General features: G+C 72.5%; 17 protein-coding genes. 9 read left to right on the top strand and 8 right to left on the bottom strand.

What is annotated here, in order from left to right:
* Positions 1-41: 41 nt before the first annotated feature.
* The 4 genes from ACFO0B_RS12700 to ACFO0B_RS12685 all read right to left on the bottom strand — a co-directional run bounded on the left by ACFO0B_RS12700 (position 42) and on the right by ACFO0B_RS12685 (position 3,922).
* Positions 42-1,229, bottom strand: a complete 1,188-nt coding sequence (locus ACFO0B_RS12700) for a cation:proton antiporter (protein WP_378612871.1) — start codon at positions 1,227-1,229, stop codon at positions 42-44.
* A gap of 109 nt (positions 1,230-1,338) precedes the next feature.
* Positions 1,339-2,301 (bottom strand): TIGR03557 family F420-dependent LLM class oxidoreductase, encoded by a 963-nt coding sequence (locus ACFO0B_RS12695; RefSeq protein WP_378612603.1) that lies wholly within the window; start codon positions 2,299-2,301, stop codon positions 1,339-1,341.
* Between the two features lie 70 nt (positions 2,302-2,371).
* Positions 2,372-3,124 (bottom strand): L,D-transpeptidase, encoded by a 753-nt coding sequence (locus tag ACFO0B_RS12690; protein WP_378612602.1) that lies wholly within the window; start codon positions 3,122-3,124, stop codon positions 2,372-2,374.
* A 120-nt stretch (positions 3,125-3,244) separates the two neighbouring features.
* Positions 3,245-3,922 (bottom strand): cyclodeaminase/cyclohydrolase family protein, encoded by a 678-nt coding sequence (locus tag ACFO0B_RS12685; protein WP_378612601.1) that lies wholly within the window; start codon positions 3,920-3,922, stop codon positions 3,245-3,247.
* Positions 3,923-4,025: 103 nt separating this feature from the next.
* Here ACFO0B_RS12685 and ACFO0B_RS12680 point away from each other — a divergent pair, with 103 nt between their 5' ends.
* Entirely contained in the window at positions 4,026-5,063 is a 1,038-nt protein-coding gene (locus ACFO0B_RS12680; RefSeq protein WP_378612600.1) for an LLM class F420-dependent oxidoreductase, read from the top strand.
* A 51-nt stretch (positions 5,064-5,114) separates the two neighbouring features.
* On the opposite strand, the gene ACFO0B_RS12675 is transcribed toward ACFO0B_RS12680, so the two are convergent.
* The 3 genes from ACFO0B_RS12675 to ACFO0B_RS12665 all read right to left on the bottom strand — a co-directional run bounded on the left by ACFO0B_RS12675 (position 5,115) and on the right by ACFO0B_RS12665 (position 6,960).
* Positions 5,115-5,447, bottom strand: a complete 333-nt coding sequence (locus ACFO0B_RS12675; protein WP_378612599.1) for an STAS domain-containing protein — start codon at positions 5,445-5,447, stop codon at positions 5,115-5,117.
* Between the two features lie 132 nt (positions 5,448-5,579).
* A complete protein-coding gene (locus tag ACFO0B_RS12670; RefSeq protein WP_378612598.1) occupies positions 5,580-6,143 on the bottom strand; it encodes a hypothetical protein in 564 nt (187 codons plus the stop codon).
* 58 nt (positions 6,144-6,201) lie between these two features.
* Entirely contained in the window at positions 6,202-6,960 is a 759-nt protein-coding gene (locus ACFO0B_RS12665; RefSeq protein WP_378612597.1) for a pyrimidine reductase family protein, read from the bottom strand.
* Between the two features lie 74 nt (positions 6,961-7,034).
* Between ACFO0B_RS12665 and ACFO0B_RS12660 the strand changes: the two genes are divergently transcribed.
* The 5 genes from ACFO0B_RS12660 (at position 7,035) to ACFO0B_RS12640 (ending at position 13,611) form a co-directional block, all read left to right on the top strand.
* Positions 7,035-7,223: a TetR/AcrR family transcriptional regulator gene (locus tag ACFO0B_RS12660; protein ID WP_378612596.1), complete on the top strand. Its 189-nt coding sequence runs from the start codon at positions 7,035-7,037 to the stop codon at positions 7,221-7,223.
* Positions 7,224-7,470: 247 nt separating this feature from the next.
* A complete protein-coding gene (locus tag ACFO0B_RS12655) occupies positions 7,471-8,376 on the top strand; it encodes an SGNH/GDSL hydrolase family protein (protein ID WP_378612595.1) in 906 nt (301 codons plus the stop codon).
* Positions 8,377-8,966: 590 nt separating this feature from the next.
* On the top strand, positions 8,967-10,736 hold the full coding sequence (locus tag ACFO0B_RS12650; RefSeq protein WP_378612594.1) for a hypothetical protein: 1,770 nt from the start codon (positions 8,967-8,969) through the stop codon (positions 10,734-10,736).
* 416 nt (positions 10,737-11,152) lie between these two features.
* A complete protein-coding gene (locus ACFO0B_RS12645) occupies positions 11,153-12,259 on the top strand; it encodes a cytochrome P450 (RefSeq protein ID WP_378612870.1) in 1,107 nt (368 codons plus the stop codon).
* A gap of 20 nt (positions 12,260-12,279) precedes the next feature.
* Positions 12,280-13,611 (top strand): dipeptidase, encoded by a 1,332-nt coding sequence (locus ACFO0B_RS12640; RefSeq protein ID WP_378612593.1) that lies wholly within the window; start codon positions 12,280-12,282, stop codon positions 13,609-13,611.
* 119 nt (positions 13,612-13,730) lie between these two features.
* Here the strand turns inward: ACFO0B_RS12640 and ACFO0B_RS12635 are convergent, their stop codons facing one another.
* Positions 13,731-14,570 (bottom strand): helix-turn-helix transcriptional regulator, encoded by an 840-nt coding sequence (locus tag ACFO0B_RS12635; RefSeq protein WP_378612592.1) that lies wholly within the window; start codon positions 14,568-14,570, stop codon positions 13,731-13,733.
* Positions 14,571-14,697: 127 nt separating this feature from the next.
* On the opposite strand from ACFO0B_RS12635, the gene ACFO0B_RS12630 reads away from it, so the two are divergent.
* From ACFO0B_RS12630 to ACFO0B_RS12620, 3 genes are all read left to right on the top strand, one after another.
* Positions 14,698-15,642 carry an SDR family oxidoreductase gene (locus ACFO0B_RS12630; protein WP_378612591.1) on the top strand — a complete coding sequence of 315 codons (945 nt, stop codon included), beginning with the start codon at positions 14,698-14,700 and terminating at the stop codon, positions 15,640-15,642.
* A 61-nt stretch (positions 15,643-15,703) separates the two neighbouring features.
* Positions 15,704-15,988 (top strand): hypothetical protein, encoded by a 285-nt coding sequence (locus ACFO0B_RS12625; RefSeq protein ID WP_378612590.1) that lies wholly within the window; start codon positions 15,704-15,706, stop codon positions 15,986-15,988.
* A gap of 52 nt (positions 15,989-16,040) precedes the next feature.
* Complete coding sequence (locus ACFO0B_RS12620) at positions 16,041-16,625, top strand: helix-turn-helix domain-containing protein (RefSeq protein ID WP_378612589.1); 585 nt, start codon at positions 16,041-16,043, stop codon at positions 16,623-16,625.
* Positions 16,626-16,665: the final 40 nt, after the last annotated feature.

The raw sequence follows: 16,665 nt of genomic DNA, 5'->3' as shown, positions 1-16,665 counted from the left end.
GACGGCGGCTCGGCGTCACCAGCCCCGATCAGCGCCCCGGGTCACTCCCGGACGCGCTCCGGCGCCCGCGGCTTCCCGCGCAGCATCCGCATGACCGGCTCGACCACCCGCGCCGCCACCGGCCCGATGATCGCCATGAGCAGCACGTAGGTGGTGGCGAGCGCGGTGAACGAGTCGGGCAGCGCCCCCGCCGCCACGGCCAGCCCGGCGATCACGATGGAGAACTCACCGCGCGCCACCAGCGCCACCCCGGCGCGCGCCCGGCCCATCTCCCCGGCCCCGGCGCGCCCGGCCGCCCACCACCCGGTCGCGATCTTGGTCGCCGTGGTCACCACCGCGAGCAGCAGCGCCCAGGCCAGCACCGGCGGGATGCTGCGCGGGTCGGTGTTCAGCCCGAAGAGCACGAAGAACATGGCGGCGAAGAGGTCGCGCAGCGGCTCCAGGATCTTGGTCGCGGTGTGCGCGGTGGAGTCCGAGATGGCGATCCCGAGCAGGAACGCCCCGACCGCCGCCGACACCTGCACCGCCGAGGCCAGCCCGGCCACGAGCAGCGCCGCCCCCAGCACCTTGAGCAGGAAGATCTCCCGATCGTCGCTGGCCACCAGCGCGGAGACGTAGCGGCCGTAGCGCAGCGCCACCACCAGCACCACCGTCACCGCGGCGAGCGCGATGCCGAGCGTCCACAGCCCGGCGATCAGCCCGACCCCGGCCAGCACCGCGGTGAGCACCGGCAGGTACGCCGCCATCGCCAGATCCTCGAACACCAGGATCGAGAGGATGGTCGGCGTCTCCCGGTTGCCGAGCCTGCCGAGATCGCCGAGCACCTTGGCCACGATCCCGGAGGAGGAGATGTAGGTGACGCCCGCCATGGCGATCGCCCCGACCGGCCCGAGCCCGAGCAGGAAGGCGACGATCACACCCGGCGTCGCGTTCAGCGCCAGGTCGAGCAGCCCCGCCGGCCACGATTTCCGCATCCCGGTGACCAGCTCGGCGGCGGTGTACTCCAGCCCGAGCAGCAACAGGAGCAGGACGACGCCGATCTCACTGGCGAGATGGATGAATTCGTCGACCTCGTGCAGCTGCACCAGCCCGCCGGAGCCGAATATCAGTCCGCCGATCAGGTACAGCGGAATCGGGGACATCCCGATCCGCGCCGCCACCCTGCCGAGCACACCGAGACCGAAGAACACCGCTCCGAGCTGGATCAAAGCCAGCGCGGTCTCCTCGATAACCACCGGTCAGCCGTCCCACCCCGTGTCGCGCCTCATTACCTGCACTTTACTCGAGTGTTCTCGACCAAGATCGCCCGGCCCCGAAAACGGTAGCGGGCGGCCGCTTTCACACCCCGAGCGCGCGCAGCGGGCGGTCGAGTTCACCCGCGTAGAAGTCGAGGAAGCCGTCCGGGTCCGGGCCGGCGTTCAGCAGCACCAGGTGGTCGAAGCCTGCCTCGGCGAACGGCCGGGCCGCCTCGACGATGCGCCCCGGGTCGCTGCCGCAGGTGAAGTTCTGCTTGATGTCGTCCACCCGAACGGTCTCGGTGGCGGCGGCGAAGTTCACCGGGTTGGGCAGCTCGCTCATGACCTTCCAGCCGGTCACCGCCCAGCGCGCGGTCGCCAGCGCGGCCCGCGCGGCGGTGTCCTCGTCGGGAGCCCAGGCCAGCGGCACCTCGGCGTAGTGCGGGCCGGAGCCGCCCGCCTCGGCGAAGGCAGCCACCAGGTCGGCGTCCGGGTCGGTGGCGAAGAGGCCGTCGCCGAGCTCGCCGGCCAGCCGCGCCGCCTCGGGGCCGCCCGCGGCGACCACCAGCGGCGGCAGCTCCTCCGGCAGGTCGAAGATCCTGGCATCGGAGAGCTGCAGGTACTTGCCCTCGTAGCTGCGGTACCCGCCCTGCCAGAGCAGCCGGATGATCTCCAGCGCCTCGCGGAACATGGCGTGCCTGGTCTGCACCGGCGGGAACTCGCGCCCGACCACGTGCTCGTTCAGCCGCTCGCCGGAGCCGACGCCGAAGGTGAAGCGGCCGTCGCTGACCAGCGCCAGCGTCGCCGCGGCCTGGGCGACGATCGCGGGGTGGTAGCGGATGATCGGGCAGGTGACCCCGGTGACGAGCCCGGCCCGCTCGGTGCGCGCGGCGATGGCGCCGAGCACCGTCCAGGCGAACGGGGAGTGCCCCTGGTTGTCCAGCCACGGATGGAAATGGTCGCTGATCTCGATGAAGTCGAACCCGGCGCGCTCGGCCGCGACCGCCTGCCTGATCAGCTCCTTCGGCCCGTACGCCTCCGCGACCAGCTTGTACCCGATCCGCATGACACCTCCGCCCGCGACCGGGCCCGCCCCGGCCGTCGAGCGGCGCGTACCCGGGCGGCGGCGGTGAAAACTACCAGTGCAGCTGCACCGGGTCGCCGATCCCGGCGTTCTCGTAGAACCAGGCGGCGTCGTCCGGGGCCAGGTTCACGCAGCCGTGGCTGACGTTCGCCGACCCCTGCGACTCCACCGACCACGGCGCCGAGTGCACGAAGACCCCGCCCCAGGTCAGCCGCTCCGCGTACTCGCCCTGGATGAGGTAGCCCTCCGGCGAGCTGAGCGGAATGCCGATGGTGCGCGAATCGAAGGTCACCCGGCGGAACTTCTCCAGGATCGGGAAGGTGCCCGCCGGGGTCTCCCAGCCGGGCTTGCCGTACGAGGCGGGCATGGTGCGCACCGGGACGCCGCCGATGCTCACCGTGAAGGTGTGCGCGGAGATGTCACCCTCGGCGCTGAAGCCCGCGTTCGTCTCGAACTCGGTGCGCCACCCCGCCGCGAAGACCTGCACCCTGGTCCGGGCGGGCAGGTAGGACTCGGGCAGCCAGGTCATCTCGGTGGCGCCGCGCCAGGTCACGTGGCCGGGCACCGCCTCGGGGGCGAGCACGGTCAGCGCCCGCTCCGCCGCGGCGCGATCGGTGACCGGCGCCGCGTAGCGCACGGTGACCGGGGGATAGATCCCGACCGTCGTGCCGTCGGACGGGCTGATCGCGACGATCGCGGGCGTCGCGGGGGCGGCCGCGATGCTGCCGAACGCGGTGCCTGCACCGGTCACCGCCAGCGCGACCACCGCGGCGAGCAGGAAAAGAGGCCGACACGCGCTCCTCATGACAACCACCTTCGAACCGGGTGTGGTAAGTAGGTGTCCAGCCTAGGCCGTCATGATCTTCGCGGTCCAGCCGAGCGCGCGCCCTCGATCCGGGGTAACCCGGTTGAGACACGGTCGGTTTCAGCCGCCGAGCGCGCGCACGACGTCCGTGTGCAGGGCATCCGCCCGCGCGGTGATCTCCTCGACCCGGGCCAGCGCGGCGGCGAAGTCGGCCAGATCGTTATCAGCGGCGGCGCCGCGCAGCGACACCAGGTTGATCTCGATGTTCAGCCGCGAGCTCGTCGCGGCGGCCCGCGCGGCGTCCGCGGCGGCCCCGATATCGGTGACCACGTTCGGGTTGCCGATGGGCAGCAGGTCGGCCGCGAGCGTGAGCACCTCGTCGGCCGCGTTCACCACGTCGGCGGGCACCCGGGCCGCGCCGAGCAGCGATTCGGTGATCGCCGCCTGCTTGGCCGCCTGCTCCGCCGCGGATTCCTTCGGCAGCCGGTAGGCGGCGCCCACCGCGGTGAAGGCGGCCGCGTCGGCGTCGGCGAGGGCGAGCGCGCGCTCCCGCGCGGCGTCGGCGGCGGCGATGATCCGGTCGATCTCCGGCCGGTGCTCGGCGTCCTTCGCCCTGGTGGTGTAGCGCGCGACCATGGCGACCAGCGCCGCGCCCTGCGCCGCGTGCAGCGCCGCGACAGCGCCGCCGCCGGGCGCGGGCACCTTGGCGCCCAGCTGCTCCAGGTACGCGGCGACGGTGACGGCGCCGAATCCGGCTTCGGGTCCGGACTGCGGGCTCGGCGCGGTTGACTGCGACACGGGGCGGCACCTTTCGAGGTCGGTAGCTGGCCGCTACACGCTATCCGGCCGCGCCGGCCGCACCGGTGCTCGGCCCGGCCGTAGCCGGGGATATGTTGAGCTCATGCGGATCGGATTGGGGATCAACTACTCGGGCGGTTTCAAGGAGGTGGCCGCCGAGGTGGCCGACCTCGAGCGCGCCGGGCTGGACATCGTGTTCGTGCCCGAGGCGTACTCCTTCGACGCGGTGAGCGCGCTCGGCTTCCTGGCCGCCCGCACCGAGCGGGTACAGCTCGCCTCCGGCATCCTGCAGATCTACACCCGTACCCCCAGCCTCACCGCGATGACCGCGGCCGGGCTGGACTTCGTCTCCGACGGCCGCTTCGTGCTCGGCCTCGGCGCCTCCGGCCCGCAGGTCATCGAGGGTTTCCACGGTGTGCCGTACGACGCGCCGATCGGCCGGACCCGCGAACTCATCGAGATCTGCCGCAAGGTGTGGCGCCGCGAGCGGCTGGAGTACGACGGCAAGTACTACCGCATCCCGCTGCCGGAGGGCGCGGGCACCGGCCTCGGCAAACCGCTCAAGCTGATCAACCACCCGGTGCGCGAACGCATCCCGGTGCTGCTCGCCGCGCTCGGCCCGAAGAACGTCGAGCTCGCCGCCGAGCTCGCCGAGGGCTGGCAGCCCATCTTCTTCCTGCCCGAGAAGGCGAAGGACGTCTGGGGTGAGGCGCTCGACGCGGGCCGTGCGAAGCGCGACCCCGCGCTCGGCGACCTCGAGGTCTACGCGGGCCCCGCGCTCGCCATCGGCGAGAACGTGACCCCGCTGCTCGAGTTCGTCAAACCGCACCTCGCGCTCTACATCGGCGGCATGGGCGCGCGCGGCAAGAACTTCTACCACACCCTCGCCACCCGCTACGGCTACGGCGCCGAAGCCGACCGCATCCAGGAGCTGTACCTCGCCGGGAAGAAGGAGGAGGCGGCGAAGGCCGTTCCCGACGACCTGGTCCGCGACGTCTCCCTGATCGGCCCCGCCGGTTTCGTGAAGGAGCGCGTCGCCGCCTTCCGCGAGGCGGGCGTCACCGTGCTCAACGTGGTCCCGCTGGCGGGCACCTCCGCCGAGCGGGTGCAGCTCATCGAGCAGCTCCGCGACATCGTCTGAACGCGGTCCGGCCCCGCCCGTCCCGGGCGGGGCCGGACTCCGCGCCGTTGTTCAGCGGCGTCCCGCGACCGCCTCGTCCAGCGTGGCGTACAGCGAGAACACCTGATCCAGGCTGGTCATCTTGAGCTGCCTGCTGGTCGCCGGGCCGTCCGCCACCACCGCGATGGCGGTCGACCCCCCGGCCCGCTGATGCGCCGCCACCAGCGTCGCCATCCCCGCCGACGCCAGGAAACTCACCTCGGTCAGGTCGATGATCAGCGACGCGGGCTTCGCGCCGAGAATCGCGTCGATCGCGTTCTCCAGCGCGGGCGCCGTCGCCAGGTCCACCTCGCCCGCCACCGACAGCACCGTCGCGCCCTCGCGCGAGGAGACCGTGGTGGTCATCGTGTCCGTGAGGGGGTACGCGTCTCCCGATGTAGTCACGACGTCCACGACACACAATCGCGCGCGAAAACGCAACCGCAGTGTGTCGGGGCGACGACCCGTCGCACCGCCGCCGAGGGGTCCGAGCCGGGCTCAGGCGGATCGCAGGCGCTTGCTCCGGCTGCTCCGCGCGGGGTTCGACACCGCGAGGTAGGCGCGCAGCACACCGCGGATCTCGTGCTCGTTGCGGGCGTTCAGCTCGAGGAGCAGCTCCGGGGTGTCGCGGCCGAACACCTCCGCGAGGCGACGGTCGTGCCCGTAGGCGACGCCGCGCAGCCAGAGCGCCTGCGCGACCACGAAGCCGATCGGGAACAGCACGACGACGATCGGGATGACCAGCCACGCCGGGCTGATGAGGAGAAAGGCCAGTACGCCGACGGCCACGGTGAGCACGGCTGCCGCGGCGAGCGGCTTCCACTTGCCGCGCCGGTAGAGCTCCGCGACCACCATCGCGCTGGCCAGCCCGGCGTCCTGCTCGGCCGGGGCGAGTCCGTCGAACACGGGCCCGACAACGAGCAGCGTCTGTTCGGGCTGCGGAACGGCGCGGACGCCCTCGGCTATCCACGCCGGAACCGGCCCCTCCTCGACCCGCGGGGGCTGTATCCCCAATCGGGTCGCCAACTCGCGGGTCCGGCTGCCGATGTCATCCACAATCACCGCCACATCATCACGGGGCGGATGGCGCGGGGCGCGCTCGGGGTGCCGATGGCAGCGCTCAGCCGCGGTCGCGGATCCACTGCACCAGGAGGGTGCCGTCGTCGTCCGCGAGCGTGAGTCCCCGGCGCATGGGCCGCCGGGCGGCGCTGGGCGAGTGCGCGATCCGGCTCGCCGCTCCGCCGACGGCGAGCGGGGAGGTGGTGACGCACAGCTCGTCCACCGCGTCGTCGTCGAGCAACTGGCCGAGCAGGGTCGGCCCGCCTTCGCAGAGAACGCGATACAGGCCGAGGTCGACGAGCGCGGCGAGCAGTTCGGGGCTGGTCACCGTCGGGCCGGTGCACCGGATGACCCGGACTCCGGCCCGTTCCAGCGCTGCCACGCGCTCGGGGTCGGCCGCAGCCGCGGTGACGAGCACCGGGGCGATCGACGCGGCGGTGACCAGCCGGGAGTCCGGTTCGATCCGGGCCGAGGCGGAGACGACGACCACCGGCGGGATCGGTGCCAGGCCGTGCTCGACGCGCCATCGCCGCACCTCCTCGTCACCACCGGCCGGGCCGTAGTTCTCCGCGCGCACGGTGCCCGCGCCGACCAGCACGGCGTCCGCGACGGCGCGCAGCGCGAAGAACAGCGCCTTGTCGGCCGGGGTCGTCAGGGCGGCGACGGTGTCGCCGTCGGTGATGGCGCCGTCGATGCTGCTGACGAAGTTCACCCGCACGTACGGCCGGGTGAGCGCCGGGGGATAGGGGTAGAGCTCGCGCAGCGCGCGGTCGTCGAGGACGGGGTCGAGAGCCGGGAGTTCGAGGCGCCGTACAGCCATCTCCCGACCCTACTGCGGCGACGACGACGTTCATCGGGTGCTCCTCCGGGCGATCAGACTATTACTTGGTTCAAGTGCAGCGCGACCGGATCATCTGCGCGACCGTCGCGCTGCTCGACGAGGAGGGGCCGGACGGGCTGAACATGCGCAGCATCGGCAAACGCCTCGACGTCGCGGCCACCGCGATGTACCGGCACATCGGTCCAGCCCGTACCTCACCGCCGCGGAGCCCGCGCTGGCGAGGGCCGAGCTGCTCGCCATGACCGAGCCCGGCTGACCGCGGCCCGAACCCGGTCCGTCCCCGGAAAATTGGGGGCTCGGCGATCGCCGCCCCGTGCGACAGGGTGGCATCGGTTCGTGTGGCTCGTGCGCACGGCGGAGGAACGGAGAACCGATGCGGATGGGTTTCGCGGTCGTCGGCGCCCGCGGGGTGACGGTGCGGGCCGGGAGCGAGCAGGCGCCGCCGCCGCCGGTCGCCGCCGGCTTCCGGCCGGGAGCCGGGGGCCGGGCGTGATCGGGAGCGCGGCGCGCTGGGCGGGAGCGCTGGCACTTGCCGTCGCCGCGCTCGTCCCCTCGGCGCCAGCGGCCCGGGCCGACGGTGACGGCAGCGCGCTGGTCGTGCTGGGTGACTCGTTCGCCGCCAACGGCTTCCGCTGGGAAGCCGACGCGGAGGAATGCCTGCGCGGCGAGACCTCCTGGCCCAACCAGCTGAGCCGCCTGACGGGTACGGCGAACACTCCGGACTTCCTCGACCGCTCCTGCTCCGGCGCGGCCATCGAATCGGACCGCGGCTACTCGCTGGTGCGCGAAACGCTCGACGCCGACCGGGCGGGCGGCTTCGGCCCGCGCACCCGCATGGTGGCGATTCAGTTCGGGCTCAACGACGACTGGGGCACCGAGCACCGAGCCACGCTCTGGACCTCGCTCATCCCGTGCGTGTTCAACCTGGCCGACGGCTGCGACCGGGATGCCGCGGCCGCGGGCCGGATCACCGACTTCCGCGCGGTCACCGGCCCGGCCTACGCGGCCCGAATCGGCGACGTGGTGCGGTACCTGCGCTACTACGCGCCGAACGCGCGGATCGTGCTGGTCGGGTACCCGGAGCTCTTTCCGTCCGGCCAGGACTCGGTGTGCCTGAACATCCTGGGCGCGGGCGCCTTCGTCCAGCCGCGCGGCGGCGGGCTGATCGAGTACCTGGACCGGATCGACGCCGCGCAGCGGGCGGCGGCCGCGCAGCTCGGCATCGACTTCCTCGACACCAGGGCGCTCACCGCCGGGCACGGGCTGTGCTCGGCCGCGCCGTGGCTGAACGGCGTGCTGGATCCCCGGGCCGACCCGGTCGGACTCCCGTTCCACCCGTCGGCGCACGGCGACGCGGTGCTCGCCGCCGCGCTGCACGAGCGCTACGGGCGCTGATCGCGCGCTCCGCCGAAGATCTTTTACGATTCGATGTCGGCGGAGGCGACCGATCGGCAAACGGGGAGAGGGGGCGGGGCACGGTATCGGCTGCGTGGCTGCCATTCGGAAACAATACGGGGGACAACGCCCCGACGGGGTTCGAAGCTAATCGGCAGCTATTGGACAGCCATCGGTTCGCGCTGACGGGCGAGAGTTGCTGTGGCACAATTGGTCATGTGTCCCGGTCGCTCAAATCGAACGTTGCAGCACCGGCGACTCCCCAGGTAGGCGCGCTCGAAGGCCGGTCCGGTCAATCGAAAACGGCGCCGCCCGCCCGAACCGAGCGGAACGGGCGGCACTGCTGCCCAGCCACTCGGCCGTGGCCCGGGGAATCCTCTGCTACACGCCCGCGACTCTTCTTGGTGCGCGCGGGCGGTTCCGGGGGGAAGGTGTGTGATCCCGTGAAATCGTACGGGAGAACCATCTTTCGCTCCTCCGGTGCGCTGTTACGGCACCGGTCGGCCTCGTCGAGCCGTGAGGCGGCGGCGATGGCCTGAACGTCACCCCGGCGGTGGGGCCGGGGGTCGGAAAAGGGTAGGAGCAAGTCAATGGTTGAGCAGGGGTCTGATGAGCGTGGAACGCTTTCTGATTTTCTCCGGCACGGAAGTCCGGAATTCCATCGGCGGTTACAGGAGATCCTGAGCAGTCCGGACTATCTGGTCACGGACAAGCAGAGCCAGGAGCAGCGGCGCGAGAACGCGTACGCCCAGCTGCGGTACCTGGTCAAGGAGATCGGCAGCACCAAGGCGGTGGCGACCGAGCTGCCCGAGCTGTTCGCGGTATTCGACTGGGCGGCGGTGCTGGCGACCGATCTGATCCCGCTGATCTCGGGGCACTACAACCTGGCCTCCGGCAGCCTCGCGACGCTGACCGACGCCGAGGCGGCGGAGCCGTACCTGCAGGATCTCGACGATGCCTCGGCGATCGGCGTGATGCTGCTGACCGAGTACGGCTGCGGCTCGAACATCGGGTTCATGCAGACCACCGCGACCTGGGACGGCGACGGATTCGTCATCAACACCCCGACGCCGCGGGACCGGAAGTTCATGCCTAGCGTCGGGATTCCGGTGTCCCGGGTCTGCGTGGTCGGCGCGCGCTTCATCGACGCGGCAGGCGTCGACCAGGGCGTGCACCTGTTCGCCGCGCGGCTGCGCGACGCCAACGGCGACCCGGCGCCCGGCGTCTCGATCACCCAGCTGGATCACCAGCCGCTGGTGATCATGGACAACTCGGTGATCAGCTTCGACGGCCTCCGGGTCGACCGCAGCGCCTGGCTGAGCAACGACCTCGCCACGATCGACGACGCGGGCGTGCTCACCTGGCGGGACGAGACCAGCCGCAAGCGCGGATTCCCCTCCGCGATCAGCCAGCTGACCGTCGGCAGGCTGGCGCTCTCGTCCTGCCTGAACGCCTCGGCCCGCTCCGCGCTCTACATCGCGCTGAGCTACGCGGGCAAGCGGCTGGTCCCGCTGACCCCGCTGGACGTCCCGCTGATGATCGATATCCCGCACGTGCGGGACACGCTGCTCACCGACCTGGCGGGCACCGTGGTCCGGACCATCTACGGCAACGCGGTCAAGACCTCGCTCGCCGACAGCGATCTGACGCACCGGGACACCGTGGTCTCGGTCATGCTGGCCAAGCCGTTCATCCAGCTGCACGCGCTGGAGACGGTGACGCACGCGCGGATCAAGATGGGCGCGCAGGGCATGTTCAGCGCCAACCGGGTCGCCGACTACCTCGGGGTCTGCCACGCGGCGATCACCGGGGAGGGCGACTGCGCCGTGCTCGGCTCGGTGGCCGGGCGGGTGCTGGCCAGGCAGCTGGCCGGGAAGACGCCGCCGGAGCCGGTGCTCTACGACCCGGCGGACGCCGCCGACCGGGAGCGGGCGCTGAACGCGAGGACCCTGACGATCGTGCAGGAGGCGCAGGAGCACCTGTCGACCCCGGCGCTGGCCGATCGGCTCGCGGTGATCCCGCAGGCGCTCGACCTGGCCGAGGCGTACTGCGCCGAGGAGGCGCTAGGGCTGCTGCACGGCCACGCCGCGCACCCGGAGATCGTGGCCGTGCGGGACGTCTTCGCGCTGGACTACCTGGACCGGCACGCCGCCTGGTACCTGACCCGCGGACTGCTCGACCCCGCCGCGGCGGCGGTGACCAAGCGCGAACTGGCCAGGGCCATCGACGAACTCGCCGGCCACCTGCCCGCGCTGCTCGACGCCTTCGGCTTCGACGACGCGATCCTCGGTGCTCCGGTACTCTCCGATGATCTGCCCGCCGCCTGGGACGACCGCATCCACGACCCGAACCGGGGATGATCCCCTCGGCCCGGGTGCCGTAGGGCGCCCGGGCGGATGGTCCCGGGTGCGACACCCGTGACCCCGGACGGATACGGTCACGCCCGCCGGGGGATTCCGCGTACCGCCGCGGCATCCCCCGGCGCGGCGGCCGTCTACAGTGTGCTGCGCAAAGATCAACGCGCACTTAGAGTCTGGGTCACGCCGTGGGGCAGGATCGCAGCGCCGATCGGCGCCGCCGATGCTACCCTGTCGCAACCCGAGATCGAGGAGATTACGTGCATCCGCATCACCCGCTCCAGGGTGCCACCGCTACAACCATCAACCCGAAGCGGTCGATCGAGTCCATCGGCCCCCGAATTCCGATCTACACCCAGGAATTCGCGGCCGACCCCCATGAGGCGTACCGCCAGATGCGCAGAAACAATTATGGACCACTGGTGCCGGTCGAGATGTGGCCCGGCGTGCCCGCCACCCTGGTGATCAAGTATAGCACCGCGGTGCGCATTCTCGGTGACGCACACCATTTTCCGGCCGACCCGAGCGTCTGGCAGAAGACCGCGCCGCAGGACATCCCGATCATGCCGATGATCGAGTACCGGCCGAACGCCATCCGCACCAGCGGCGCCGAGCACGCCCGCTACCGCGACGCCATCAACGTCGCGCTGGCCGGGATCGACCTGAACTCGCTGCGCTCGATCGTGGAGACCTCCGCCGTCCCGATCGTCAACACCTTCTGCCGGGAGGGCAGCGCGGACCTGCTGAACCAGTACGCGCTGCCGCTGGTCTTCTCGGTGCTGTGCCAGATGCTCGGCTGCCCGCCGGAGATCGGCGAGCAGGTGGCCGCCGCCAGCGCCGCCATGTTCGACGGCGTCGACACCGAGACGGTGAACGCCATCATGGGCAACGCGCTGCTCGACCTGACCGCGCTCAAGCGCGCGCATCCGGGCGACGACATCACCACCCGGCTGATCCAGCACCCCGCCGGGCTCACCGACGAGGAGATGGTGCACCAGCTGGTGCTGTTCTTCGCCGCCGGCGTCGAGCCGCCGGTGAACCTGATCGCCAACACCCTGCTGCTCATGCTCACCGACCCGCGCTTCACCAGCTCCGACGGCCGGGTTCCGCTCTCCACCAGGGCCGCGCTCGAGGAGCGGCTCGCCACCGATCCGCCGATGGCGAACTACTGCATCACCTATCCGCGCCAGCCGATCCAGGTCGAGGGCGTCTGGTTGCAGGCGAACGAGCCGGTGATCATCAGCATGGCCGCCTGCAACACCGACCCGGAGATGAACACCGGCGAGTTCGAGGGCAACGGCTGGAATCTGGCCTTCAGCAGCGGCGATCATGCCTGCCCCGCGCAGGCCCGGCCGTACGGGCTGCTGCTCGCGCAGGACGTCATCGATCAGCTGCTCGACACGCTGCCGGAGGTGGAGCTCGCCGTTCCGCCGAACGAGCTGGTCTGGCGGCCGGGCCCGTTCCACCGCGCGCTGGCCACGCTGCCGGTGGTCTTCCCGCCCTCGCATCCGCTGCCGGTGCTGTAGCAGCGCCTACGGTGTAGGTCGTGAGTACCGAGCTGAGCACCCGCGTCGCCGAGCTGATGACGCGGGCCCGTGCCGATCTGACCGAACTCGTGGCGTACCGCTCGGTGCACCTCGAGCCGGGCAGCGGTGCGGCCTGCCGGGGTGCGGCCGAGTGGACCGCGAAGGCCTGCGCCGAGCTCGGTTTCGAGGTCGAGGTGATCGAGACCTCGGACGGCAGCCCCGCGGTCGTCGGGTACCGCCCCGGGGCCACCGCCGCGGCGCGAACGGTGCTGCTCTACAGCCACCACGACGTGCAGCCCCCTGGGCCGGAGCAGCGCTGGAGCTCGCCGCCGTTCGAGCTCACCGAGCGGGCAGGCCGCTGGTACGGCCGGGGCGCGGCGGACTGCAAGGGCAACCTGGTCGCGCACCTGACCGCGCTGCGCGCCGCCGGGGCCACCGGCTGCGCGGTGCGGATCGTGGCCGAGGGATCGGAGGAGGCCGGTGGCGCCGGGCTGGACGACCTCGCCAGGCAGCGCCCCGAGCTCTTCGACGCCGACATGATCGTCATCGGCGACACCGGCAATGTCGCCGTCGGCACCCCGACGCTCACCACCAGCCTGCGCGGCGTGGTGAACGCGAAGGTCACCGTGCGGGCGCTCGGCTCCGCGGTGCACTCCGGGCAGTTCGGCGGCGCGGCGCCGGACGCCATGGCCGCGCTGCTGCACGGGCTGGCCTCGCTGCGCGACGCCGCGGGCGACACCACCATCGACGGCGTCCCCGGCGACCAGCGCTGGACCGGCGCCCCGTACCCGCCCGAGGTCTTCCGCGCCGACGCCACCGCGCTGCCGGGCACCGAACTGCTCGGCACCGGCACCCCCGCCGACATGGTGTGGGCGCGTCCGGCGGTGACCGTGATCGGCATCGACGCCCCCGGCACCGCCGATGCCGTCGCCGCGGTGATCCCGGAGGCTGCCGCGCTGCTGAACCTGCGGGTGCCGCCCGGGCTCGACCCGCGCGCCGCCTACGACGCGCTCGCCGCCCACCTGCGCGCGCACATTCCCTGGCAGGTCGAGGTGACGGTCGAGGCGCAGGCGATCGGGGCGCCGTTCGCCGCCGCCACCGACGGCCCCGGCTACCGCGCGCTCACCGCGGCGCTGCGCACCGCCTACGGCGCCGAGGTGGTGCGCTCCGGGCAGGGCGGCTCGATCCCGCTCTGCACGGTGCTGGCCGAGGTGGTGCCGCGCGCCGAGATCGCGTTGCTCGGCGTCGAGGAACCGCTGTGCCGGATCCACGCCGTCGACGAGAGCGTCGACCCGGAGGAGTTGCGGCGCACCGCGCTCGCCGAGGCGCTCTTCCTCACCGACTTCGCCTGAGCGCGTTCTCCGCTCGGAATCCGCGGCAGGATTTCCGGCATGCCCACGCAGGCTTTCACACAGCGGAGTTTCCGGTCCCGGCGCCCTACGGCAGGCCGGGGCTGCGCGCCGGGTCGTGCTCAGGGGATCGTCTGGGTGCCGAGCACGCCGAGCAACTGGAGCTTCTCGTAGCTCGCGCTGCCGGGGGCGGCGGTGAAGACGAGCAGGTAGTGCGCCTGCTCGGGGTCGAGCAGGGTCTGGCAGTGCAGCTCCAGCTCCCCGACCTCCGGGTGCACCAGCCGTTTCACCCGGGCCGGGCGGATGCCGATCTCGTGCGCCTCCCAGAGCGCGCGGAACTCGGGGCTGGCGGCGAGCAGCAACTCCGCGTAGTGCTCGGCGCGGGATCCGGGGCCGCGGCGGGTGAGCACCTCGCGCAGCCCCGAGGCGTAGACCCGGGAGAGGAAGGCGTGGTCCGCCGGGTGGTAGCGCTCCCGGATGGCGGGGTCGGCGAACCAGCGGTAGCCGATACTGCGCAGCGGGCCGGTGAGCCGGGCGGTGTCGCCGGTGAGCGCGACCCCGAGCGGGGTCTGGCGCAGGGTCTCGCCGAGCTCGGTGACGATCTCGGCGGGGGTGTCCTGCAGCCGGTCGAAGATCCGGAGCATGCCTGCGCCGATGTGCTCCCCGCTCGCGCCGCGGGCGGGGGAGTTGTGCCCGCCGAGCCGGAACAGGTGGTCGCGCTCGTCCAGGGTGAGCCGCAGCCCCTGCGCCATGGCGGCGAGCATCTGCACCGACGGCCGCGGCCCGCGCTCGCGCTCCAGCCGGGCGTAGTAGTCGGCCGACATGTGGCAGAGCGCGGCGACCTCCTCGCGGCGCAGCCCGCTGGTCCGGCGGCGCGGCCCGCGCGGGAGGCCGACGTCCTCGGGTTGCAGCGCCGCCCGGCGGCGGCGCAGGAACTCGGCAAGCCCGGGTCGATCGATCATGGCCGCTCCTCCGCTCGTCCTGCTTCGTTTCTACTGGCAGGACCGCGTGCGAGCCACGGATCGACGATCCCTGGACGGGCCCGCGCGAAACGGTGACGGTGGAGCCACCCGAACCGAGGAGGACCCCGTGCCACGCAGAACCATCGACATCACCGTGCCGCCGCTGACCGGACGGCGCGCCGTGCTCACCGGCGCCAGCGACGGCATCGGGCTCGGCATCGCGACCAGGCTGGCCGCGGCAGGCGCCGAGGTCGTGCTCCCGGTCCGCAGCGCCGGGAAGGGTGCCGCGGCGCTGGACCGGATCCGGGCGGCGGCGCCCGGCGCCGCGGTCTCGCTGCGCGAGCTCGACCTCTCCTCGCTCGCCTCGGTCGCGGCGCTCGGGCAGCGCCTGCGGGACGAGGGCGCCCCGATCCACCTGCTGATCAACAATGCCGGGGTGATGACCCCGCCCGACCTGCAGCGCACCGCCGACGGCTTCGAGCTGCAGTTCGGCACCAACCACCTGGGCCACTTCGCCCTCGTGGCGGAGCTGCTCCCGCTGCTGCGGGCCGGCGCCGCCCGGGTCACCGCGCAGCTCAGCATCGCCGCGAACAGCGGGGCGATCAACTGGGCCGACCCGAACTGGGAGCGCTCCTACGACGGCATGCGCGCCTACCGGCAGTCCAAGATCGCGCTCGGGCTCTTCGGGCTCGAGCTCGACCGGCGCAGCCGGGCCGCGGGGTGGGGGATCACCGCCAATCTGGCGCACCCCGGCGTCGCCCCGACCAGCCTGCTCGCCGCCCGCCCCGAGGTGGGCCGCACCACCGACACCACGCAGGTGCGGGTGATCCGGTGGCTCTCCGAACGCGGCATCCTGCTCGGCACCGCCGAGACCGCGGGGCTCCCCGCGCTGTACGCGGCCACCGCGCCGGAGGCCGGGCCGGGGCGGCTCTACGGGCCGTCCGGGCCGGGGCACCTCGGCGGTGCGCCGGGCGAGCAGAAGCTCTTCCGATCGCTGCGCGGCACCGCCGACGCGGAGCGGAGCTGGCGGCTCTGCGAGGAACTGACCGGAGTCGCCTACGCGGCGGCCTAGCTTTCGGCCGCCGGGCGGAGCAGGGTGGAGGGTGCTCGACCCCGCAGTGAAAGGATCCACCGTGCCCGGCCGAACCGAATCTCGCTCCCTCCTCGCTCGCTTCGCGGTCGCAGGCCTCTGCGCCGCGGCCCCGCTCCTCGCCCTCGCCGCGCCCGCGGCCGCCGCTCCCGATCAGCAGGCGGGGGCCGCCGCGCCCTTCGACTGCCACGTCTGGGACGGGGTCACCCTGCCCGGGCAGCGGTGCTACCCGCACGAGCGCAACCGGCCGAAGGAGCCGCCGCGGCACGAGCCGGACCGGCCGGTCCCGAGCGACTACTTCGGCCCGGGGTGGTTCGGCAGCAGCTGACCGCAGCACGTTTCCGGAAGCGGCGGCGGTGGTCATCCGCGATGCTGGTGCGATGACGGCGTCCACGATCTGGCTGTGGCCGGGGCGGGCGGCCTACCTCGGGCCCTCGCTGCGGCTCGACGCGCACAGCACCGCCGTCCCCTGCTACGCCGTCGGGGTGGACGAGCCCTTCCACCTGACCGTCGCCGGGGTCAGGCGCCGGGTGCGCGGTGCGCGCATCCCGCCCCGCACGGTGCATCGGATCGAGGCGGGGCCGGGGCGGATGTTCTTCGACTACCGGATCGCGGGCACGCCCGCCGACGCCAGGATTGCTGAAGTATTGCGGACGCTGCTCGCAGATCCGGCCGATGCACCGGGCGCGGCGGGATTCGCGGCCGCGGCCGGGCTCTCGACCTCGCGCTTCCTGCATCTCTTCGCCGCGCAGACCGGCACCAGCTTCCGCCGCTACCGGCTCTGGGCCCGGATGCTGCGGGCCGGGCACGCCCTCGCCGCAGGCGGCGACCTGACCCGGGCGGCGGCGGACGCGGGCTTCGCCTCACCCAGCCACTTCAGCGACAGTTTCCATACGATGTTCGGGCTCACCGCCTCCACGCTGCTCGCGGCAGGCAGCCGAATCGTGACCGTCGGCGAGCGGTAACGATGCGGATCGGTACCCCGACGCACTGGGCGGAACCGGT

The sequence above is a fragment of the Nocardia jiangsuensis genome, from assembly GCF_042650385.1.
GTDB classification, from domain to species: Bacteria; Actinomycetota; Actinomycetes; order Mycobacteriales; family Mycobacteriaceae; genus Nocardia; species Nocardia jiangsuensis.
The sequence above is the reverse complement of the archived record's forward strand: the minus strand, read 5'-3'. Positions and strand labels throughout refer to the sequence as shown.

Bases quoted from the DNA above. Each gene is read 5' to 3' on its own strand.
- ACFO0B_RS12690 (WP_378612602.1), bottom strand. From the start codon at position 3,124: ATGAGGAGCGCGTGTCGGCCTCTTTTCCTGCTCGCCGCGGTGGTCGCG.
- ACFO0B_RS12680 (WP_378612600.1), top strand. From the start codon at position 4,026: ATGCGGATCGGATTGGGGATCAACTACTCGGGCGGTTTCAAGGAGGTG.
- ACFO0B_RS12675 (WP_378612599.1), bottom strand. From the start codon at position 5,447: ATGACCACCACGGTCTCCTCGCGCGAGGGCGCGACGGTGCTGTCGGTG.
- ACFO0B_RS12620 (WP_378612589.1), top strand. From the start codon at position 16,041: ATGACGGCGTCCACGATCTGGCTGTGGCCGGGGCGGGCGGCCTACCTC.
- ACFO0B_RS12695 (WP_378612603.1), bottom strand. From the start codon at position 2,301: ATGCGGATCGGGTACAAGCTGGTCGCGGAGGCGTACGGGCCGAAGGAG.
- ACFO0B_RS12665 (WP_378612597.1), bottom strand. From the start codon at position 6,960: ATGGCTGTACGGCGCCTCGAACTCCCGGCTCTCGACCCCGTCCTCGAC.
- ACFO0B_RS12635 (WP_378612592.1), bottom strand. From the start codon at position 14,570: ATGATCGATCGACCCGGGCTTGCCGAGTTCCTGCGCCGCCGCCGGGCG.
- ACFO0B_RS12650 (WP_378612594.1), top strand. From the start codon at position 8,967: ATGGTTGAGCAGGGGTCTGATGAGCGTGGAACGCTTTCTGATTTTCTC.